This window comes from Chromohalobacter sp. HP20-39, assembly GCF_033052815.1.
In the GTDB taxonomy this organism is placed as follows: domain Bacteria; phylum Pseudomonadota; class Gammaproteobacteria; order Pseudomonadales; family Halomonadaceae; genus Chromohalobacter.
On record NZ_JAWHTP010000004.1, the window covers coordinates 429,081 to 448,459 of the forward strand.

Genomic DNA, 19,379 nt, shown 5'->3' on the forward strand with positions numbered 1-19,379 from the left:
GACTAAAATGGTCCTCAATAGAGCATCCGTGGAGTGAGGGCATGTTGAAGCTTTCCAAGCTAACCGACTATGCCGCCGTGGTAATGGCGCAGATCGCGCGTTACCCGGAGCAGGCACACGCTGCCACAGAACTGGCCGATGCGGTGCAGTTGCCACACCCCACCGTCAGCAAGACGTTGAAGATGCTGGTGAGGGCCGGACTTCTGGAATCGCGGCGTGGCTCGTTGGGTGGTTATCGGCTGGCGCGACCGGCGGCGTCCATTACTGCCTCCGATATCATCGGCGCCATCGAAGGGCCGGTGGCGATGACTGAGTGCAGCCACGCCGATGGCGACTGCGACCTGGTCGCCACCTGTGGCGTCGCCGATAACTGGCAGCGAGTCTCGCTGGCGATTCGCACCTTGCTCGACAGCGTGACCCTGGCGCATCTAGCCCAAGAGTCACCGCTGAAACTGCCCGTTCAATTGCCCATACAGAGCGTGACTTTGGCGAGTCGCGCCGAGGTTTGATTACACGATATCGGGGCCGTGGCGATGGCCACGAGCCGAGAGCATACCGCTCGGAGGGGAAACACCATGGCAAGTCAGGAAATGGAAGAGCTTGTTAGTCGCGAATATACTCAAGGGTTCGTGACCGACATCGAAAGCGATACCGTCCCACCGGGACTGGATGAAAGCACCATCGCCTTCATCTCCAACAAGAAGGGCGAGCCCGAGTGGATGTTGGAATGGCGCCTGGAGGCTTATCGCCAATGGCTGACAATGACCACGCCTTCCTGGGCGCATCTCGATTATCCGCCCATCGATTACCAGGCGATCTCCTATTACAGCGCGCCCAAGCGCGACGAGGACAAGCCCCAGAGCCTCGACGAGGTCGATCCCAAGCTCCTGGAAACCTACGAGAAGCTGGGGATTCCGCTGCACGAGCGCGCGGCGCTGGCCGGGGTCGCAGTGGATGCGGTGTTCGACTCCGTCTCCGTGACGACCACCTTCAAAGAGAAACTGGCGGAAGCGGGCGTCATCTTCTGCTCGATCTCTGAGGCGATTCGCGAGTATCCCGAGCTGGTGCGTCAGTACCTGGGCAGCGTGGTGCCTCAGGGCGATAACTACTTCGCCGCGCTCAACTCGGCGGTGTTCACCGACGGCTCCTTCGTCTACGTGCCTGAAGGTGTCGAGTGCCCCATGGAGCTGTCCACCTATTTCCGTATCAACGCGGCGAATACCGGCCAGTTCGAGCGCACGCTGATCATCTGTGACAAGCGCGCCCAAGTCTCCTATCTGGAAGGCTGCACCGCGCCGCAGCGCGACGAGAACCAACTGCACGCGGCGGTGGTCGAGCTAGTGGCGCTGGAAGATGCCAACATTAAGTACTCGACGGTCCAGAATTGGTACCCCGGTGACGAGGACGGCAAGGGCGGTATCTACAACTTCGTCACCAAGCGCGGCGATTGCCGAGGCGATCGCTCCAAGATCAGTTGGACGCAGGTCGAGACCGGTTCGGCGATCACTTGGAAGTATCCGTCCTGCATGCTGCGCGGCAAGGACAGTGTCGGCGAGTTTTATTCCGTGGCGGTGACCAACGGTCGCCAGCAGGCCGATACCGGCACCAAGATGATTCATATCGGCGAAGGAACGCGCTCCACCATCATCTCCAAGGGGATCGCCGCCGGACGCAGTGATCAGGCGTATCGTGGCCTGGTCAAGGTCGGTCCGCGAGCCAAGAACGCGCGCAACTTCACGCAGTGCGATTCGCTGTTGATCGGTGACCGCTGTGGCGCGCATACCTTCCCGTATCAGGAAATCGGCAATAGCTCGGCGACCGTGGAGCACGAGGCGACCACCTCGAAGATCGGCGAGGATCAGTTGTTCTACTGCCAGTCACGCGGCATTTCCGAAGAAGACGCCGTCAACATGATCGTCAACGGCTTCTGCAAGGACGTCTTCCAGGAGCTGCCGATGGAATTCGCGGTGGAAGCCGAGGCGCTTCTCAATGTGACGCTGGAAGGGGCGGTCGGGTAACGCACCCGATATGCCGCCAGGCGCACAGTCAAGGTCTCAATCCATGTATCGGAGTCGCCGGGCGACTCGAACGCAAGCAAGGTATCAAGATGCTCGAAGTCAAAGATCTGCATGTCACGGTGGAAGGTTCGGAAATCCTCAAGGGGCTGAACTTGACCGTCAATCCCGGCGAGGTTCACGCCTTGATGGGCCCCAACGGGGCGGGCAAGTCGACGCTGTCGGCGGTGATCGCGGGTAAGGACGGTTACGAGGTGACTAGCGGGGAGGTGCTGTTCGAAGGCAAGAACCTGCTGGAAATGGAAATCGAAGAGCGCGCGCTGGCCGGTATTCTGCTGGGTTTCCAATACCCCGTGGAAATTCCGGGCGTCAAGAACATCTACCTGCTCAAGGCGGCGCTCAACGCTCAGCGCGTCGCGCGTGGAGAAGAGGAAATTCCGGCACCGGAATTCATGAAGCTGGTTCGCGAGCAGTTGAGCTTCATGAAGATGGACGGCAGCTTCTTGCAGCGTGCGGTCAATGAGGGGTTCTCGGGCGGCGAGAAGAAACGCAACGAGATTCTGCAGATGCTGGTGTTGCAGCCCAAGCTGGCGATGCTCGACGAGATCGATTCGGGGCTTGATATCGACGCCATGAAAGTGGTCGCCGAGGGCATCAACTCGCTGCGCAATGCCGATCGCGCGATTCTCATGGTGACGCACTATGAGCGTCTGCTCGAACATATCGTGCCGGATCACGTCCATGTCCTGGTGGACGGTCGTATCGTCAAGTCCGGCGATAAGAACCTCGCCAACGAGCTCGAAGCTCGTGGGTATGAATGGGTGCTGGAGGAGTCTGCGGCATGAGTGCAGCACACGCTTTTCTACAGCGGTTCGGCGAGCGAGTCGATGACGAGCCGACCTGGGTGGCGGCACGCCGCCAGGCCGGGGCGGCACGCTTCGAAGCCTTGGGGTTTCCCACCAAGCGTGACGAGGCCTGGAAATATACCGACGTTCGGCGCATCGCCGAAGGCGAATTCACGCTGGCCGATGATGCCGAGCTCAGCGAAGCGCGTTTCGCAGCACTTGGCATGCCGCTGGATGCACATCGCCTGGTATTCGTCGATGGCGTCTTCTCGGCGGCCTTGTCCGACCTGACGGAGCTGCCCGAGGGCGTTTCCATCGAGCCCTTGACCACGGCGATGCGTACCCATCACGAGGCCATCGGCGGTGCCATCGGGCGCTTGGCGGGGGTCGATTTCTCGCCGTTCACCGCGCTCAACGTGGCGCTTTCCGAAGAAGGTGCGGTCGTGCGCATCGGTCAGGGCGTCGTGGTCGACAAACCGATCTATGTGGTCTTCGCCTCGCGTGCCAATGAATCGGCGCGGATGAGTCATCCTCGGGTGTTGGTGATGGCCGGCGCACGTAGCCAGTCCACGGTGGTCGAGCATTACGCCGGCGAGGCGGGCGCGGCTAACTTCACCAACGTGGTCAGCGAAGTCATGCTCGAACGCGGTGCCATCGTCGATCACTACAAGCTGCAGGAGGCCTCGAGTGAGGATCTGCATGTGGCGAGCATCCATGTCGAGCAGGGCCGCGATTCGCGCTTTACGTCGTTCAACTTGAACCTGGGCGGCGCGCTGGTGCGTACCGACTTGGTCACGGATCTCAACGCGCAAGGTGCGGAGACCAATTACAATGGCTTGTTTTTCGTCCAAGGCCGTCAACACGTCGACAATCACACCTTGGTCAACCACAACGCGCCGAACACATTCTCCAATGAGAACTATAAGGGCATTCTCAACGACCGTGCCCGCGGCGTGTTCAACGGCAAGGTCATCGTCAAGCGCGATAGCCAGCAGATCGAGGCGTATCAGAACAACGCCAACCTGCTGTTGTCCGACCGTGCCGAGATCGATACCAAGCCTGAACTGGAAATCTATGCCGATGACGTCAAGTGCTCGCACGGCGCGACGACCGGCCAGCTCGACGAGGAGGCCGTCTTTGCATTGCGCACACGCGGCATCAGCGAGCAGATGGCGCGTGGTCTCTTGACGTTGGCGTTCGCCGGCGAGGTGATGGATCAGGTGCGTCTGCCTATCATTGCTGAGCGTGTCGAGCGTGCGGTGGCGGGGAAATTGCCCGAGCGCTTCAATCTCGCGGATCTGGTCGAGGTTTCCGACGCGCTTGAGGAGGCCTGAGACCATGAATGCCTTTGCCGAGACGATGCTCGATGTGGCGCGTGTGCGTCGTGACTTCCCGATCCTCGAACGGGAAGTCCACGGTAAGCCGTTGATCTATCTGGACAACGCGGCGACCAGTCAGACGCCGACGGCGGTCATCGATACGCTGGACGATTACTATCGGCGCTATAACGCCAACATCCATCGCGGGTTGCATACCCTGGCCGATGAGGCCACGGCAGCTTACGAGGGCACGCGCGAGAAGGTACGTGCCTGGCTGGGGGCGGCGTCGCATCGCGAGATCGTCTTCACGCGTGGCACCACCGAGGCGATCAATCTGGTCGCCAATAGCTGGGGGCGGGCCAACCTGCGCCCGGGTGACGAGATCATCGTCTCGTTGATGGAGCACCATTCGAATATCGTGCCTTGGCAGATGCTGGCCGAGGCACTGGGTGTCACGCTCAAGGTGATTCCGGTCGATGAGCGCGGCGTGCTCGATCAATCGGCTTACCGAGACATGTTGGGCGAGCGCACGCGTCTGGTGTGCGTCAATCACGTCTCGAATGCGCTGGGCACCGTCAATCCGGTAGCGGACATGGCGCGCGCAGCGCATGAGCATGGTGCACTGATCCTTGTCGACGGTGCCCAGGCGGTGCCGCATCAGCGCGTCGATGTGCAGACACTGGATGTCGACTTCTATGCGTTCTCGGGGCACAAGGCGTATGGTCCCACCGGCGTGGGCGCGCTCTATGGCCGTGAGGCCTTGCTCGAGTCGATGCCGCCTTGGCAGGGCGGTGGCGAGATGATCAGTCGCGTGTCCTTCGAGAAGGGCACGGTGTACAGCGAGATTCCGCACAAGTTCGAAGCCGGCACGCCGCCTATCGCGGAAGTGATTGCCTTGGGGGCGGCGCTCGACTGGATTGCGGATACCGGCATCGACCGGATGGCGGCGTGGGAGCATCACCTGCTCGAGCGTGCCACCGATAAGCTGACGGAGGTCGATGGCCTGCGCATGATCGGCACGGCGCCGGACAAGGTGAGTGTGCTGTCGTTCGTGGTCGACGGCGCGCATTCCCAGGATATCGGCCTGCTGATCGATCAGCTTGGCGTGGCGATCCGTACCGGGCATCATTGTGCCCAGCCCGTGCTTGCCAGCATGGGACTCGACGCGACTTGCCGCGCCTCACTGGCGGCGTACAACACGCCGGAAGAGGTCGATGCATTCGTCGAGGCCTTACAGAAAGTCATCGCCATGGTGCGCTAACGGAGACGGCATGGATCAACTGCAAAGCCTCTACAAGGGGCAGGAAATGCCCTTGCAGCGCGATGTCGAGGCGATCTCGATTCCCTTCGGCAAGAGCGTGACCTTGACCGAGGATAGCATCGTCTCGGTGATGCAGGCCAAAGGTGGAACGGTCAGTGTCGGCTTCGAGGGACGCATGTTCCTGATCGAGGGGCACGACCTCGATGCCTTGGGGCTCGAGGCCGTGTCGCGTGCGTCCCTGCCCGAGGGAGCCAGCGACGAGGAGCTCGAGGCCTTCATTTGGTCGCAATTGCGGACCTGCTTCGACCCGGAAATTCCGGTCAATATCGTCGATCTGGGCCTGGTCTACGGATGCCGTATCGAGCATTTGCTGAGCGGCGAGACCATGGTGACCATCCGCATGACATTGACCGCGCCGGGGTGTGGCATGGGCGAGGTGATCGCCGAAGACGCTCGACGTAAACTCCAGGGCGCTGCGCAAGTGTCCAAGGTGCATGTCGAGATCGTTTTCGATCCGCCCTGGAGCCGTGAGATGATGACGGAGGAGGCGAGGCTGGAACTGGGCATGTTCTAGGGCCTAGGCCCTCGTAGCTCTCTTTCTCATGGTGGGGCGTGTACGACGCCCCTTATTCGTTGGAGACCAGCATGCCGCGAGAAAACGGTTGCCGGGGGCTTGCCCGATTGGGGTGGCGGCTGCTCAAGTGGGGCCTTTTTGGTGTGCTTTTCATGTTCGCCGTGGTGGTGGCACTCAATATCTGGGTGTTTGCCAAGACGGCCGGTCGTATTCAGCACGATCCGCTTGTGTGCGCTTCGGAGCCGGTGGGGTTGGTCTTCGGGACCGCCGAGGGGCTGCGTGGTGGAGGACTCAATCCTTATTTCACCGCGCGCATGGAGGCCGCGGCGCAATTGTTGCGGCTGGGGCGTATTCAGCATTTGCTGCTTTCCGGCGACAACAGCACGCGCTACTACAACGAACCCGTTTCGATGTGGCGAGCGCTGCGCGCCCGCAACGTCGGCACCGACGATATGACCCTCGATTATGCCGGTTTCAGCACTTTCGACAGCGTGGTGCGGGCCCGTCGAATCTTTGGGGTTGAACACGTCTTGTTGATATCGCAAGCATGGCATTTGCCGCGTGCGTTGTTCATTGCCGATGCCATCGGCTTGAAGGCACAAGGCTGTGCAGTGCCGGAAGGGCAAATCGCAGGTGAGTGGCAGTTGTGGCTGCGTGAGTGGTTGGCACGCGCGGCAGCTGTCGGTGATCTCTATCTGTGGGGGCGTGACCCGTACTTCCTCGGCCCCCAAGTGACATTGCCGATTTTCAAGGAGATCAAGGAAGAGTGAGCCGCGATTCAGCGTTTGTGTTGCGCATTGAGCTCGCGAATCAGCGCGCGGCAATTCTTCCAGCAACGCTCCAGCGCCGGTTCCAGCGCGTCCGGTAGGGGATGGGTGAAGGCCGTGCCCAGTGCCTGCATCAGCACGCGCTCCTGCTCGAGCAGCTCGCCCAGCAACACCTGGCTGTCGTTGCCCACAAAACTCTTGATACGGCTCCATAGCCAGAGATAGTCGTCGCGCTCGACATCGGCATCGCGTGGCAGGATGTCGAGGTGTTCCTTGGACAAGTTCTGCAACTCGCGCATGGCCTTGCCGCGTTCTTCATAGAGCGGCTTCAGACGATCACGCAGGGCAGGGCGCAGGCGCTCGAAATTGTCCTGGAAATAATCGAGACTGTCGGCCAGCGCTTCAAGGACGCTGTCCATCGCCACTTGGCGATTATCGAGAAACATGGGCGGTCACCTCCTCCGGTGACGCAAATTGTGCGGGTGGAAACAGCGTTTTGCCACCCCGTTGTAAGAAAATTTCCCCGTATGGCAAGTCTTTCGCTACAGCGTCTTTTCTCGACAGCGTCGCTTAGCCCTTGGGCTTGGGGGGGGCCTTGCGTGGTGCGACGGCATTTTTCGCCATGTAGTCGATGATCTGCCCGGCGATATCCTTGCCCGTGGCGGTTTCGATGCCTTGTAGCCCTGGCGAGGAGTTGACCTCCATGATCACGGGCCCGTGGTTGGAGCGTAGTAGATCCACCCCGGCGACGCGCAGGCCCATCGCCTTGGCGGCACGGATGGCAGTGGAACGCTCTTCCGGTGTGATACGAATGACGCTAGCGGTGCCGCCACGGTGGAGATTGGAACGGAACTCGCCTTCGAGCGCCTGGCGTTTCATGGCGGCGACCACTTTGTCGCCGATCACCAGGCAGCGGACATCGGCGCCTTTGGCCTCCTTGATGTATTCCTGAACCATGATGTTGGCTTTCATGCCCATGAAGGCCTGAATGACCGACTCGGCAGCCTGGTTGGTTTCCGCCAGTACCACGCCGATACCCTGGGTACCTTCGAGCAGTTTGATGACCAGCGGCGCACCTTTGACCATGGTGATGAGGTCAGGAATGTCGTCTGGTGAGTGCGCGAAGCCGGTGACCGGCAGCCCTAGCCCTTTGCGCGATAGCAGTTGCAACGAGCGGAGCTTGTCGCGCGAGCGCGTGATCGACACCGAGTCGTTGAGCACGTAGGTACTCATCATCTCGAACTGACGCAGCACGGCGCAGCCATAGAACGTCACTGACGCGCCGATGCGTGGCACGATGGCGTCGAACGGCTCGATTTCCTCGCCTTTGTAGTGGATCGACGGCCGGTGTGAGGCGATATTCATGTAGCAACGAAGCGTGTCGACCACACGGGCGGTATGTCCGCGCGCTTCCGCAGCCTCGATCAGACGCCGCGTCGAGTACAGTTTGCGATTGCGTGAAAGAATGCCGATATGCATGGTCGTCTCCACTCGATGGCGATGCCGGCGGACTTAGGGCTCGCCGTGCAGGAAGGCCGCGCCGGGCGCGACCAGAAGGCGGCGCAACGCACGTCGCCCAAGCAGCATGGGGTGGCGCATGTTACGCCGGTCGGTCAAGGTTAGTTCGATCGGATAGTCGATCCCACCGAGTTGCATGTGTGTGCGGATCACGTAACGCATTTGCTCGATGCCATTGGAACTCCTGACCTTGCGGCGGTCGTATAGCGGCAGTTCCAGCGTGTGCGATGGGGCCTCGGGGCCGCCGCTACGGGTGATGAAGCGTACCCAAAGGTGTCCTTGCTGCTCGAACGTCTCAATGTCCTCGGCATGCAGCGCTGACGTGCGCGCGCCCGTATCGATTTTAGCGCACAGCGTCAGGTCCAGCTCCGGTAGGGTGACCATTTCGCGCCGGCCGATGACGGCCTTGGCTTGATAGGGCAGTGCTTTCATGCGTCAACGATCCAGTTCGGCCAGGCGCTGGCCGATAGAGGAGTCGGCACTCGCCTGACGCAGCGTCATTAATACCGGTAAGCGCAAGCGTGGCACAAGCGCCAAGTCGCGTACCAGTGCGGTGAAGTTCGCCTTCGGGTTTTCCGCGAGCCGTGTGAGAAACCTCGGCAAGCGTTGCTCATCCTCGAGATGCGTCCAGCCACGCGCCGCCATGGCGGCGAGTACGTCGGGCCCGCAGGCCGCCGGGTCGTCGAGTAGCGTATCGTACCAGGCACCTATGCGTGAATCGCAACTGCCCCCTAGCGCGCGAATCACTGCACACAAGGTTTCGAGATCTCCTGAGCGTGCGGCTTGTTCGGCGCGTTCGCAAAGAGGTGCTACACATGCCGAGGCCACGTCTCGATGCTCCATACAATAGCAGAGCGGTCGTAGGACCTCGATTGGTAGCGCAGGAATGCGTTCGGCAAGCTGGGCTTCTTGCGCGCTTTCGAGGCGGGCTATGAGATCGGCGATTCCCTGCAGGCCGAGCATCTGCCAATTGACGCTGGCGTCGGCATCGAGCAGGTAAGCGTGGGCCAGGGCATGGTGCTTGCTGGTCGGTTGCGCGAAGTCGCGGGCCGCCTGGGCATGCAACATGGCCTGCTGCGTAAGCTCGGGGGTAAAGGCCAAAGGGTTATCGCGCATCAAGTTATCGATATGCGGCGCGTCATCGCGTCCTACGCTTTCCACCGTACGCCCGAGGGTCTCGATGAGGCGCTCGAGGAAGGCGTCGCGTGGCCCAGGCACCAGCATGCCTTGTTCATCCAAGGGTAAGGCCAAAAACCAGATCAAGGGCTCGCTGGCGATATCGCTGCCGAGACGGAACGCACATGCCAGACGCGCCTGGCCGTTCCAGGGCAGGGGCCAGGGGGCGTCTCCGGCTTCGAACTCGGTGAGCCGTGAGAATTCGAAGGGCGCGACGCGTCGCCCCATGTCGAAAAGGCGTACGTCCGCACCGGTGCGGTGGAAAAATTCGCTAAGCGTGGTGATCGACTGCATGCTGCCTCCGGGATCGAGGCCGGCACTGTAGCGTTCAAGGATGGCGCTGACCAGCCCCTGGTTGGTTAAAAAATAAACGCTTGCTGCCAGCCGGCGTCAACCAGGGTCAAGCGAAGGTTGTCCCACGTTTATCCACAATCCCGTCCCAATGAATTGTGGGTAAACGCGAGGCTGGGGAGAAAACGCTGGCAAGGTGGTCAAGCGCCTGGGGTGAACGCGATAATGGCAGATTAACTCAACGCTTTTCCGGGAGACGAGATGACGGCTCATGACGCCTTGAAAGAGGCATTGGAAAATCTGGTTGCGACGTTGCGCAGTGTCGACATGTGGCGTGTGGCGGAGCCGCCCGAAGCGGCTTTCGCCAGCCAGCAGCCCTTTTGCGTCGACACCATGGTGATGCCGCAGTGGCTGCGCTATGTCTTCGTGGCGCGGCTTGAAACGCTGGCCGAAGCCGAGTCACCGTTGCCGGCATCCTGCGATGTCGCACCCGCCGTGGAGACCTGGTTGAAGGATGCCTCGCCCAGCGTACGTCGCGTCGTCACCGAAGCCGTGGCCGAAGTGGATCGGATCGTTACTGAGGCGTGAGGGGGATGAATACGAAAACGCCGGGCGAGTGCCCGGCGTTGAATCAACGTGCTGATGTGTTCTGCTTAGAAGCGATAGCTGAGGCCGCCACCCACGGTGACCGGGTCGAGGCTTACCGTGCCGGCTGAAGCACCGTTGATGTCGATGTCTGAGTCCACGTCGGTGTAGCTGGCAAAGCCGTTGAGAGCCAGGTTATCGGTCACGAACAGGTCGACACCCAGTTCACCGACGGCGCCCCAGGAATCATCCATGCTGGCGCTCATGCCATTGCCGAGGTTTTCGCTGGAAAACTTGGTGTAGTTGACGCCGGCACCGGCATAGGGCTGCACGCGCGAGCCTGTGCCACCCAGTGGGTAGTATTGCAGCGTCAGATTGATCGGCCGCTGCTCGAATTTGCCCGCAGCCCCAATGGTCGAGAAGTCGTGCTCGAACTTTTCACTGGAGCTCAGGGCGACACCCAGCTTGTCGTGGAAGAGGTAGCCGACGCTACCCATGAAGCCATTCTCGTCGTCGACATGGCTATCATCGATATCGCTTTTGGCAATATCACCGCGGACGAAGAAGTCGCCAGCATTGTAGGCGAGAGCGGCTTGGGTACCGAACGCACAAGTGCCGGCAATTACCAGTGCAGAAAAGAGTTTGGTCTTGGTCATGATGTGGCTCCTTGAGTTCTAGCGCTTTATCGAACAGCGTTTTCGTATCAACACGTGCAGTATAGGAAACAGTGTTTTTTAAGTCCAGAAGAATTTTAGAACGCTGTTTTTTACGCTGGGCGAGGGCGATCCACCATGAAGGGGCGGTTCGGTATTACGCGCCTGTCATGCCATCGTCATGCTTAAACTCGCTAAACGTCGAAAAACCTCTTAACTTCCTGTAAGCCCATTACGATGGGCGGCGGTGGGCTGAATCCGGTGCATTGTCGAGCACTGCCTCGTGCCTGGGGCGCTTTTGCTGGCGTGTTGGCTGGGAATGGCGACGTTGAGTCCATGGTTGGTCGTGGTGAGCTAATAAGCGGAGGCAAAGATGGAACGATCATCGTCGGCAAGCGAGGCAGCACAGGGAGAAGGCCCTGATACGGGGTGGTTGCTGTCCATTGTGGTGCCGGTCATGAACGAAGAAGCTGCCATTCCGGGCTTTCTTCAAGCGGTGCGTGACGCCCTTGATGCTCATATCGCGCGATGGGAGGTGCTGTTCGTCGACGATGGCTCTCGCGATGCGACGCTGGATACTCTGCGGGACGCCAACGTCGCGGATAATCGCGTACGCTACCTGTCGCTGACGCGCAACTTCGGCAAGGAGGCGGCCTTGACGGCGGGGCTGGCACACGCATGCGGCGATGCCATCGTGCCTATGGACGTCGATCTGCAAGATCCACCGCACGTGATTCTCGAATTCGTGCGCCTATGGCGGGAGGAAGGCTATGACATGGTTTATGGCGTGCGCGGTACCCGTGACGAGGACACGCATACCAAGCGAGCCACTGCCGGCTTGTTCTATCGCTTCTTCAATCGCCTGTCGGATACGCCGATCCCGCACAATGCCGGGGACTTCCGGCTCATGGATCGCCGTGTGGTCGATGCGCTCAATCGCTTGCCGGAGCGCAGCCGGTTCATGAAAGGGCTGTTCTCCTGGCCTGGATATCGCACCACTGGCGTACGCTATGCACGTCCCACTCGCGAGACGGGGACCAGCAAGTTCAACTATTGGAAGCTGTGGAACTTCGCCCTCGATGGGGTGGTGAGTTTTTCCACCTGGCCGCTGCGAATCTGGTCCTACTGCGGCGCAGTGATCGCGCTGATTGCCTTCCTTTACATCGTGCTCCTGGTGGGGCGCGTGGTGCTGTTCGGAAGCGATGTGCCTGGCTATGCGTCGCTGATGACCGCGATCTTGTTCTTCGGTGGCATGCAACTGCTGTCGATCGGCATTCTGGGCGAATATGTGGGGCGGCTGTTCATCGAGACCAAGCAGCGCCCGTTGTACCTGGTCGCTGAAGATAGCGATACGCCACGAACGTCACGCCAGCGAGGTCACAGCGCGCCATGAGCCGGCTGGTGGGCGAGGCCAGTACCGCCGCGCGCTTCGGTCTCGTCGGGGGTATCGCCACGGCAGTACATCTGCTGGTGGCGGGTGTACTGCTCGGCTTCTGGTCGGAAATGTCCGAATTCGCGGCGAATCTCATGGCGTTCTTGGCGGCTTTTCAGGTGTCATTGATCGGGCATCGGCGTATTACTTTTCGTCGGCGTGGCCGGGCAAGGCGTTTCTTCCTGGTGGCGGCGCTGGGGTTCGCCCTTAACAACGGGGTATTGGCTGCCTTGTTGGCCGTGACCCCGCTAAGCGGCTTTCTGGCCGTGGCGATCGCGACACTAATGGTGCCGGTGCTGACGTATTTGGCGTCGCGCTTCTGGGCCTTTCGCGAGCCGCATTGAAAAAGGGCTCCCGTGGGAGCCCTTGAACGATCACTCAGCGCGGTATGCGCACATTGTTCAGCGGGAAATGTGCTTATATTCCCCAGCATCGTTGGTCATACTGCTCACCACCAGGATGGCGATGAAGGCAGCGATAAAGCCAGGAATGATCTCATACACACCGGGACCGCCCATGAACGCTGCGTTCCAGCCCAGTGAAATCCAGATCATGACGGTGACGGCACCCACGACCATACCCGCGATGGCGCCAGCGCCGTTGGTGCGTGACCACATCAGCGACAGGATGATCAATGGGCCGAACGCCGCACCAAAGCCTGCCCAGGCGTTACTGACCAGCCCCAGGACCTGAGAGTTCGGGTCAGATGCAATGAAGGCCGCCACCAAGCCAACCAATACGACACTAATCCGGCCGATGCCGACGCTTTCCTTCTCCGTTGCTTCCTTGCGCAGAAATAGGCGGTAGAAGTCTTCGGTCAGTGATGAAGATGCCACCAGAAGCTGACTGGAGACGGTGCTCATGATTGCTGCAAGCAGTGCGGCATAGAGGAAGCCGGTGATCAGCGGATGGAACAGCAGGCCCGCGAGGATAATGAAGATCGTTTCCGGGTCCTGAACATCCAGCCCATTGCGGATTGCATAGGCCCGACCGAAGATCCCCAGCGAAATCGCGCCGACCAGGGATATGAACATCCAACTCATGCCGATGTTACGGGCAACCGGCACATCCTTCAGCGATCGGATGGCCATGAAACGCACGATGATGTGCGGTTGCCCGAAATACCCCAGGCCCCAGGCCACCGCAGACAGCCAGCCGATGAAGGTCAGCCCCGCCGTCCACGATAGCAGTGTGGGGTCGACGTCATTCAGGGTCTGTGAGGCTTGGGTGAAGCCACCGCCACCTTCGCCAAAGATCACGACTACCGGCATGATCACCAGTGCCAGCATCATGATGCAGCCTTGCACGAAGTCCGTCATGCTCACTGCCAAAAAGCCGCCGACAACCGTATAGACAAGTACCACGCCCAGGGTGATGACGACGCCGGCAGCGTAATCGCTCAGGCCACCGATGTTGATAACGTCGGAAAACGCGCTTTCGAACAACTTGCCGCCTGCCACCAGGCCTGATGCCGTATAAACCGCGAAGAAGACGACGATGACGATGGCGGATACCGTCCTCAGCGACATCGCCCGAGTCGGGAATCGGTTTGCCAGGAATGCTGGAATGGTTATCGCATTGCCATAGTGAACTGTCTGCTCACGAAGGCGTGGTGCGACCAGAACCCAGTTGAAGAATGCACCCACGAACAGGCCGATACCGATCCAGGCCGAGCCCAAGCCGGATACGAACAGCGCCCCGGGCAAACCCAGCAGCAACCAGCCGCTCATGTCCGAAGCGCCGGCCGACAGGGCCGCCACCTTGGGGCTGAGGGTTCGACCACCCAGCATGTAATCTTCAGACGTGGACGTGGATTTGCGCATGGCATAAAGGCCGATGCCGATCATGAGCGCAAAGTAAGCAAATAGGCTGATCCAAACACCAATAGCCATAAAAACGTCTCCTGTTCTTGATTATCTTAGTTATTAGGCCGGAGTGGTTCCGGCAGGTTGTCGTTACGCATACGGGCCAGAACGCTGATGACGAGCATCATGAACAGGCAACGCGCGGAGGTGAAGCCGATAGCGGCGTTGTTTTAACCATGAGGGAGTTCCCTTCGTTTGTTGTTTGATGACGAGTGACGATCACTCGTCTCCCAGCGCGAGTAGAGATGCGTTGCCGCCCAAAGCGGCGGTATTGATGGTGCGGGTTTTCTCCGTGGCGAAGCGTTGCAGGTAATGCGGTCCGCCCGCTTTGGGACCAGTGCCTGACAGGCCCTGACCACCGAAAGGCTGTACGCCCACGACGGCACCGATGATATTACGATTGACATACACATTGCCCACTCGAATTTTCCGCGCTATTTCAGCGGCGAAGGATTCGTTGCGACTGTGAATGCCGAACGTCAGTCCATACCCTTTGGCATTGATGGTATCGATGACCTGGTCGATCTCCGCGCTACGGTACCGCGCTATGTGTAATATCGGCCCGAATTGCTCGCTCTCCAGTGTGTCGATGCCTTCGATCTCGAACGCGGTCGGCGCAATGAAGTGGCCGTGCGCGGTGGTGTCGGCGTCGGGTGTCGCCTCGGCCACCAGGCGGCCTTCCTCCTTGAGGCGCATGATGTAATCGCTGAGCTGACGATGAGCGTCCTCGTCGATGACCGGGCCGACGTCGGTACCCAGATCGCGCGGGTCGCCGATATGCAGCTCTGCCATGGCGCCCTTGAGCAGCTCGATGACGTGGTCGGCGACGTCTTCCTGGATGTAGAGCACGCGCAAGGCGCTACAACGCTGGCCGGCGCTCTGGAATGCCGAGGCTACCACGTCGGCGACGACCTGCTCGGGAAGCGCGGTGGAGTCGACGATCATGGCATTCAAGCCACCGGTTTCGGCGATCAGGGTCGGCAGCGCGGCGCCTTCGCGGTCCGCGAGAGCACGGTTGATGATTTGTGCGGTGTCCGTGCCGCCGGTGAAGACGACGCCGGTGATGCGAGCGTCACCCGTCAGCACGCTGCCCACGGTGGGACCATCGCCGGGCAGCAGTTGCACTACGTCGCGCGGCATGCCGGCTTCATGAAGCAGCTCCACGACGCGGTGCGCGATCAGGGAGGTCTGCTCGGCCGGCTTGGCGAGCACCGGGTTGCCGGCGACGGCGGCGGCGACCATCTGGCCACAGAAAATCGCCACCGGGAAATTCCACGGGCTGATGGCGGCGAAGACGCCTTTGCCGGACAGGATCAGCTCGTTGGATTCCCCGGTCGGGCCGGGTAGCGGGATCGGCGCGCCGAACATTTCGCGGGCCCGCATCGCATAGTAGCGGCAGAAGTCCACCGCTTCGCGGATTTCGTCGACGCCATCGGTGAGCAACTTGCCGCCCTCGCGGGAGCACAGCGTCATCAGTTCGGCGAGGTGCTCTTCCATCAAGTCGGCGAAACGCTCGAGAATCGCCGCACGCTCCTCGACCGGCGTGTCGCTCCAGCGCGGGAAGGCCGCCCAGGCGGCATCCACGGCGCGTTGGGCCTGCTCGCTCGTGGTCCACTGCACGCTGCCCACGCGCTGGCGGGTATCGTAAGGGCTGAGCACGTCGTGACGCTGCGCGGCATCGTCGTCCACGTCGAAAGCCAGCAGCGGTTTGACGTGATGCTCGCTATCCATGAATGTCGCCATGGTGTCGATCAGCGGTTGGTATTGGCTGTTGATGTTCAAGTTGACGCCCTTGGAGTTCTTGCGTTTTTCCCCATAGATATCGCGTGGCAGCGGAATTCGTGGGTTGGCATAGGTGTCGTATTGCGCCAAGGTTTCTACCGGGTGCTCGCAGAGGCTTTCCACGGGCACGCGAGGATCGACCAACTGGTGAACGAAGGACGAGTTGGCACCGTTCTCCAGCAAGCGCCGCACGAGGTAGGGCAGCAGGTCCTTGTGTGCGCCCACCGGTGCGTAGATACGGCAGTAAGTACCCTGCGGCGCGCGCTTGAGTGCGGCGTCGTAGAGCGCTTCACCCATGCCATGCAGACGCTGGAACTCGAAATGACGATCTCCCGCGTTGGCGAGCTCTAGGATGGTGCTGATGGTGTGGGCGTTGTGCGTAGCGAACTGCGGGAAGATGCGCCCCCGGGTATTCTCGGAGAGCAGGAAATGCACGCAGGCAAGGTAGGTGACATCGGTGCACGCCTTGCGGGTGAAGACCGGATAGCCGTCGAGCCCTTGTTGTTGAGCTTCCTTGATTTCGGTATCCCAGTAGGCGCCCTTGACCAGGCGAAGGGGAATCTCGTCGCCACACTGATCGGCGAGGCGATTTATGTAGTGTAGAACCGGCAAGACACGCTTGGAATAGGCCTGCACCACCAACCCGAAGTGCCCCCAGCCTCGACAGACCTCGCTTTCGAAAACGTCGCGGAAGACTTCCAGCGACAATTCAAGGCGGTCGGCTTCCTCGGCATCGATGGTGATGGCGACGTTGTTCTCGCGTGCCAGCGAGGCGAGTCGGCGGACGCTGTCGGTGAGTTCCGCTAGGATCTGGCGGCGGCGTCCGAATTCGTAACGCGGATGCAAGGCCGACAGCTTGATCGACACCGAGGGCGCCGGGGTCTTGGCGTCCAGCTTGCGGCTGGTGGCACCGACTCGTTTGATAGCCTGGGCGTAATCGTCGAAATAACGATCGGCGTCGGGCCGCGTGCGCGCCGCTTCACCGAGCATGTCGTACGAGTAGGTGTAGCCCTTGTCGAAAAGCGGCTGCGAGCGTTTCAGGGCCTCGTCGATGGTCCGTCCCAGCACGAACTGCTTGCCCATGATCTTCATCGCCTGATACATGGCGCGGCGAATCACCGGCTCGCCCATGCGGTTGACCATCTTGTTGATGAAGGTGGCGGGCTTGCCTTCGTGGGGCTGGTCGAGTTGCAGAACGCGACCGGTCATCAGCAGCCCCCAGGTGGAAGCATTGACGAACCATGACTCGCTCTGGCCGACGTGTGCCTTCCAGTCGGCGGGCCCCAGTTTGTCTTCGATCAGGGCGTCGGCGGTGGCCTTGTCGGGAATACGCAGCATGGCCTCGGCCAGGCACATCAACATCAAGCCTTCATGAGTATCGAGGCTGTACTCTTGCAGCAATTCGTCGATGGAGTCGACCGCCGTATCCATCTCGCGGACTTCGCGCACCAGCTCGGCGGTTTGCGTAGCGATGCGCTTGAAGTCTTCCTCGTTGGTACGCAAGAACGCGACCAACTCGGCGACATAGGCGTCTTCCTCGACGCTGTAATAATCGCTGACACGCGCGAACAGCGTGTCGAGCTCGTCGTTCCAGGTAGCGGTTTCCAGCATGGTGTTGGCATTTTGCATGTCATGACCCCGTGATGATCGGCGACGCAATAATGAAAGTGGGCGTGCGGAGTCGGCGCCGGTATTGGCGTCCTGGTTATATTGTATAGCGTCGACTTTAGAGTGGGTCAGCGTGCCCGGTCTTGCCAATTTCCCGGGTGTTTGTGTCAAAAAACACGATAGAAGACGAGAAGGGGTTGAACTTTAGACCTTAGTCTATGATGGGCGGCGTAGTCATGACGGAGGCGGCGGCACCCCGGCGCCACTGCGAGGGAGACTGGCCATGGTGGCGTCGGAAGGCATGTGACAAGGCGCTTTGATTGGCGAATCCCGTGCGTGCCGCGATTTCGCTGAGCGGTGCGCCAGCGGTTCGCAGCAAAGTGCTCGCGCGTTCGAGGCGGCGACGCAACAAGTATTGGTAAGGCGTGAGCCCTGTATGGCGCCGAAAGCGCTCGCCGAAATGCGCCTCGCTCAGGCAGGCCAGGCGCGCCAGATCCTTGACCGTCACGCGTTCGGCGAGGTGGTTATCGATGTAGCGATCGATGGTATCGAGATTCAACGCGCGTCCGTTATCAAGCGTCGTCGGTGCGGCCAGACGGGCATGCAGACAGCTCAAGAACGTGGTGGCGAGCAATTCGCCATCGGCATGGCGTGGCTGCGACATTTCTTGCACCACGAAGTTGAGATAATTGCGCAGAGGGTCGTCGAGCGTGAAATAGCGTGGGGTATCGAACAGGCTGGCCAGTTCGCGATGGCCTCCGGTCAGCGAGGGCGAGTCATCCGGCAGGTCGAGGATCAACTGGCGGTTGTCACCGATCCCTTCGTAATAGTGCACATGATTGATCGGGACGATGCAGCCTGACAAGGGGGCGATGGAACCGCCGAGCCCCTCGATCTCGAATTCAGCATGGCCGGCCAGGCCGATAACGATCTGATGGAAGGCATGACCGTGATGCTTGACGGTGTTGTCGAGCGGCGTCAGACGAATGCTACTGCTCATGGCGACTCTCCTGAACTCCGCAGTGAGCTTACCATACACGCCCATGGTGCGTGAGGCGCAATGTTCAGGCCTCTAGTTCAGGCTTCTGTAGTGCCAGGCGCGCGCGCAAATGGTCGCGTATTGCCTCGAGTTCGTCGCGCCCGACACGCGATAGCAGGCAGCCGCCCTGTGCGACTTGCCAGGGCCTGCCGTGCTCCTCCATGACATGCTGAGCGCGGCGGCGAATGCTTTCGAGATAGGCATCGTGGCGAATCGGATAATCGACCAGCGTATGCCATTCGGCAACGCTGACGCGCTTTTCCAGCGTTTTGTCGAACAACGCGAGTAGGTGCTCGGGGTCGGTCCGATAGCGAGGCGTGCGGCTGAGCATCAGCATCGCCACGGTGCCGACCAGGACTGTCAAGCAGACGGCGAAAACCAGCAAATAAAGGAGCATGGTGTGGTGACGCGATAGTCGAATGTGCGTGGCGAGTCTAGCATGCGATCACGTCGCAATGCAGTGACTCTTCTGGCGTGATGAAATCGCAAGGAAGGAGTGGAGCGGGCAACGAGGCGCGACCGGGCTGGCGCACCAGCTCGCGACCCTGAGGTCTGCCTGAACTTACGAAGAGGGAGTGGAGCGGGCAACGAGGCGCGACCGGGCTGGCGCACCAGCTCGCGACCCTGAGGTCTGCCTGAACTTACGAAG

The 19,379-nt window shown here is 60.6% G+C and carries 19 protein-coding genes; 10 read left to right on the forward strand and 9 right to left on the reverse strand.

Annotation, left to right across the window (positions count from 1 at the left end; all coding sequences use genetic code 11):
• Positions 1 to 41: 41 nt before the first annotated feature.
• From RVY79_RS11430 to RVY79_RS11460, 7 genes are all read left to right on the forward strand, one after another.
• Entirely contained in the window at positions 42 to 509 is a 468-nt protein-coding gene (locus RVY79_RS11430; RefSeq protein ID WP_317464275.1) for an SUF system Fe-S cluster assembly regulator, read from the forward strand.
• Positions 510 to 575: 66 nt separating this feature from the next.
• The gene (gene sufB, locus RVY79_RS11435; protein WP_317464276.1) at positions 576 to 2,018 is read left to right on the forward strand and encodes a Fe-S cluster assembly protein SufB; all 1,443 of its coding nucleotides are present in this window, start codon (positions 576 to 578) and stop codon (positions 2,016 to 2,018) included.
• Between the two features lie 89 nt (positions 2,019 to 2,107).
• Positions 2,108 to 2,860 carry a Fe-S cluster assembly ATPase SufC gene (sufC, locus tag RVY79_RS11440; RefSeq protein WP_317464277.1) on the forward strand — a complete coding sequence of 251 codons (753 nt, stop codon included), beginning with the start codon at positions 2,108 to 2,110 and terminating at the stop codon, positions 2,858 to 2,860.
• The gene (sufD, locus tag RVY79_RS11445) at positions 2,857 to 4,194 is read left to right on the forward strand and encodes a Fe-S cluster assembly protein SufD (protein ID WP_317464278.1); all 1,338 of its coding nucleotides are present in this window, start codon (positions 2,857 to 2,859) and stop codon (positions 4,192 to 4,194) included. Before sufC ends, sufD begins: the two co-directional genes overlap by 4 nt.
• A gap of 4 nt (positions 4,195 to 4,198) precedes the next feature.
• Positions 4,199 to 5,440 carry a cysteine desulfurase gene (locus RVY79_RS11450; RefSeq protein WP_317464279.1) on the forward strand — a complete coding sequence of 414 codons (1,242 nt, stop codon included), beginning with the start codon at positions 4,199 to 4,201 and terminating at the stop codon, positions 5,438 to 5,440.
• 10 nt (positions 5,441 to 5,450) lie between these two features.
• On the forward strand, positions 5,451 to 6,014 hold the full coding sequence (sufT, locus tag RVY79_RS11455; protein ID WP_317464281.1) for a putative Fe-S cluster assembly protein SufT: 564 nt from the start codon (positions 5,451 to 5,453) through the stop codon (positions 6,012 to 6,014).
• A gap of 71 nt (positions 6,015 to 6,085) precedes the next feature.
• Positions 6,086 to 6,784: a vancomycin high temperature exclusion protein gene (locus tag RVY79_RS11460; protein ID WP_317464282.1), complete on the forward strand. Its 699-nt coding sequence runs from the start codon at positions 6,086 to 6,088 to the stop codon at positions 6,782 to 6,784.
• Positions 6,785 to 6,792: 8 nt separating this feature from the next.
• On the opposite strand, the gene RVY79_RS11465 is transcribed toward RVY79_RS11460, so the two are convergent.
• The 4 genes from RVY79_RS11465 to RVY79_RS11480 all read right to left on the reverse strand — a co-directional run bounded on the left by RVY79_RS11465 (position 6,793) and on the right by RVY79_RS11480 (position 9,769).
• On the reverse strand, positions 6,793 to 7,227 hold the full coding sequence (locus tag RVY79_RS11465; RefSeq protein WP_317464283.1) for a hypothetical protein: 435 nt from the start codon (positions 7,225 to 7,227) through the stop codon (positions 6,793 to 6,795).
• 124 nt (positions 7,228 to 7,351) lie between these two features.
• Positions 7,352 to 8,260 (reverse strand): 30S ribosomal protein S6--L-glutamate ligase, encoded by a 909-nt coding sequence (gene rimK, locus RVY79_RS11470; RefSeq protein ID WP_317464284.1) that lies wholly within the window; start codon positions 8,258 to 8,260, stop codon positions 7,352 to 7,354.
• Between the two features lie 33 nt (positions 8,261 to 8,293).
• Positions 8,294 to 8,731, reverse strand: coding sequence for an ATP-dependent zinc protease (locus tag RVY79_RS11475; protein WP_317464285.1), 438 nt, complete (start codon positions 8,729 to 8,731; stop codon positions 8,294 to 8,296).
• A gap of 3 nt (positions 8,732 to 8,734) precedes the next feature.
• Positions 8,735 to 9,769, reverse strand: coding sequence for a DUF3549 family protein (locus RVY79_RS11480; RefSeq protein WP_317464286.1), 1,035 nt, complete (start codon positions 9,767 to 9,769; stop codon positions 8,735 to 8,737).
• Positions 9,770 to 10,027: 258 nt separating this feature from the next.
• Here RVY79_RS11480 and RVY79_RS11485 point away from each other — a divergent pair, with 258 nt between their 5' ends.
• Positions 10,028 to 10,354, forward strand: coding sequence for a YqcC family protein (locus RVY79_RS11485; RefSeq protein WP_317464287.1), 327 nt, complete (start codon positions 10,028 to 10,030; stop codon positions 10,352 to 10,354).
• A gap of 65 nt (positions 10,355 to 10,419) precedes the next feature.
• Here RVY79_RS11485 and RVY79_RS11490 read toward each other — a convergent pair whose 3' ends face one another.
• Positions 10,420 to 11,007, reverse strand: a complete 588-nt coding sequence (locus RVY79_RS11490) for an OmpW/AlkL family protein (RefSeq protein ID WP_317464288.1) — start codon at positions 11,005 to 11,007, stop codon at positions 10,420 to 10,422.
• Between the two features lie 370 nt (positions 11,008 to 11,377).
• On the opposite strand from RVY79_RS11490, the gene RVY79_RS11495 reads away from it, so the two are divergent.
• Together RVY79_RS11495 and RVY79_RS11500 are read left to right on the forward strand one after the other, a co-directional pair.
• Positions 11,378 to 12,397, forward strand: a complete 1,020-nt coding sequence (locus RVY79_RS11495) for a glycosyltransferase family 2 protein (RefSeq protein WP_317464290.1) — start codon at positions 11,378 to 11,380, stop codon at positions 12,395 to 12,397.
• Positions 12,394 to 12,780, forward strand: coding sequence for a GtrA family protein (locus RVY79_RS11500; protein ID WP_317464291.1), 387 nt, complete (start codon positions 12,394 to 12,396; stop codon positions 12,778 to 12,780). Before RVY79_RS11495 ends, RVY79_RS11500 begins: the two co-directional genes overlap by 4 nt.
• Before the next feature lie 57 nt (positions 12,781 to 12,837).
• Here RVY79_RS11500 and putP read toward each other — a convergent pair whose 3' ends face one another.
• From putP to RVY79_RS11520, 4 genes are all read right to left on the reverse strand, one after another.
• Complete coding sequence (gene putP, locus RVY79_RS11505) at positions 12,838 to 14,328, reverse strand: sodium/proline symporter PutP (RefSeq protein ID WP_317464292.1); 1,491 nt, start codon at positions 14,326 to 14,328, stop codon at positions 12,838 to 12,840.
• 192 nt (positions 14,329 to 14,520) lie between these two features.
• Complete coding sequence (gene putA, locus RVY79_RS11510) at positions 14,521 to 17,712, reverse strand: bifunctional proline dehydrogenase/L-glutamate gamma-semialdehyde dehydrogenase PutA (protein WP_317464293.1); 3,192 nt, start codon at positions 17,710 to 17,712, stop codon at positions 14,521 to 14,523.
• A gap of 190 nt (positions 17,713 to 17,902) precedes the next feature.
• A complete protein-coding gene (locus RVY79_RS11515) occupies positions 17,903 to 18,691 on the reverse strand; it encodes an AraC family transcriptional regulator (protein ID WP_317464294.1) in 789 nt (262 codons plus the stop codon).
• A gap of 64 nt (positions 18,692 to 18,755) precedes the next feature.
• Positions 18,756 to 19,127 (reverse strand): hypothetical protein, encoded by a 372-nt coding sequence (locus RVY79_RS11520; protein ID WP_317464295.1) that lies wholly within the window; start codon positions 19,125 to 19,127, stop codon positions 18,756 to 18,758.
• Positions 19,128 to 19,379: the final 252 nt, after the last annotated feature.

What these genes read in the sequence shown, in the direction of transcription:
- RVY79_RS11430 (WP_317464275.1), top strand. Translation starts at nt 42, where the DNA reads ATGTTGAAGCTTTCCAAGCTAACCGACTATGCCGCCGTGGTAATGGCG.
- sufB (WP_317464276.1), top strand. Translation starts at nt 576, where the DNA reads ATGGCAAGTCAGGAAATGGAAGAGCTTGTTAGTCGCGAATATACTCAA.
- sufC (WP_317464277.1), top strand. Translation starts at nt 2,108, where the DNA reads ATGCTCGAAGTCAAAGATCTGCATGTCACGGTGGAAGGTTCGGAAATC.
- sufD (WP_317464278.1), top strand. Translation starts at nt 2,857, where the DNA reads ATGAGTGCAGCACACGCTTTTCTACAGCGGTTCGGCGAGCGAGTCGAT.
- RVY79_RS11450 (WP_317464279.1), top strand. Translation starts at nt 4,199, where the DNA reads ATGAATGCCTTTGCCGAGACGATGCTCGATGTGGCGCGTGTGCGTCGT.
- sufT (WP_317464281.1), top strand. Translation starts at nt 5,451, where the DNA reads ATGGATCAACTGCAAAGCCTCTACAAGGGGCAGGAAATGCCCTTGCAG.
- RVY79_RS11460 (WP_317464282.1), top strand. Translation starts at nt 6,086, where the DNA reads ATGCCGCGAGAAAACGGTTGCCGGGGGCTTGCCCGATTGGGGTGGCGG.
- RVY79_RS11465 (WP_317464283.1), bottom strand. Translation starts at nt 7,227, where the DNA reads ATGTTTCTCGATAATCGCCAAGTGGCGATGGACAGCGTCCTTGAAGCG.
- rimK (WP_317464284.1), bottom strand. Translation starts at nt 8,260, where the DNA reads ATGCATATCGGCATTCTTTCACGCAATCGCAAACTGTACTCGACGCGG.
- RVY79_RS11475 (WP_317464285.1), bottom strand. Translation starts at nt 8,731, where the DNA reads ATGAAAGCACTGCCCTATCAAGCCAAGGCCGTCATCGGCCGGCGCGAA.
- RVY79_RS11480 (WP_317464286.1), bottom strand. Translation starts at nt 9,769, where the DNA reads ATGCAGTCGATCACCACGCTTAGCGAATTTTTCCACCGCACCGGTGCG.
- RVY79_RS11485 (WP_317464287.1), top strand. Translation starts at nt 10,028, where the DNA reads ATGACGGCTCATGACGCCTTGAAAGAGGCATTGGAAAATCTGGTTGCG.
- RVY79_RS11490 (WP_317464288.1), bottom strand. Translation starts at nt 11,007, where the DNA reads ATGACCAAGACCAAACTCTTTTCTGCACTGGTAATTGCCGGCACTTGT.
- RVY79_RS11495 (WP_317464290.1), top strand. Translation starts at nt 11,378, where the DNA reads ATGGAACGATCATCGTCGGCAAGCGAGGCAGCACAGGGAGAAGGCCCT.
- RVY79_RS11500 (WP_317464291.1), top strand. Translation starts at nt 12,394, where the DNA reads ATGAGCCGGCTGGTGGGCGAGGCCAGTACCGCCGCGCGCTTCGGTCTC.
- putP (WP_317464292.1), bottom strand. Translation starts at nt 14,328, where the DNA reads ATGGCTATTGGTGTTTGGATCAGCCTATTTGCTTACTTTGCGCTCATG.
- putA (WP_317464293.1), bottom strand. Translation starts at nt 17,712, where the DNA reads ATGCAAAATGCCAACACCATGCTGGAAACCGCTACCTGGAACGACGAG.
- RVY79_RS11515 (WP_317464294.1), bottom strand. Translation starts at nt 18,691, where the DNA reads ATGAGCAGTAGCATTCGTCTGACGCCGCTCGACAACACCGTCAAGCAT.
- RVY79_RS11520 (WP_317464295.1), bottom strand. Translation starts at nt 19,127, where the DNA reads ATGCTCCTTTATTTGCTGGTTTTCGCCGTCTGCTTGACAGTCCTGGTC.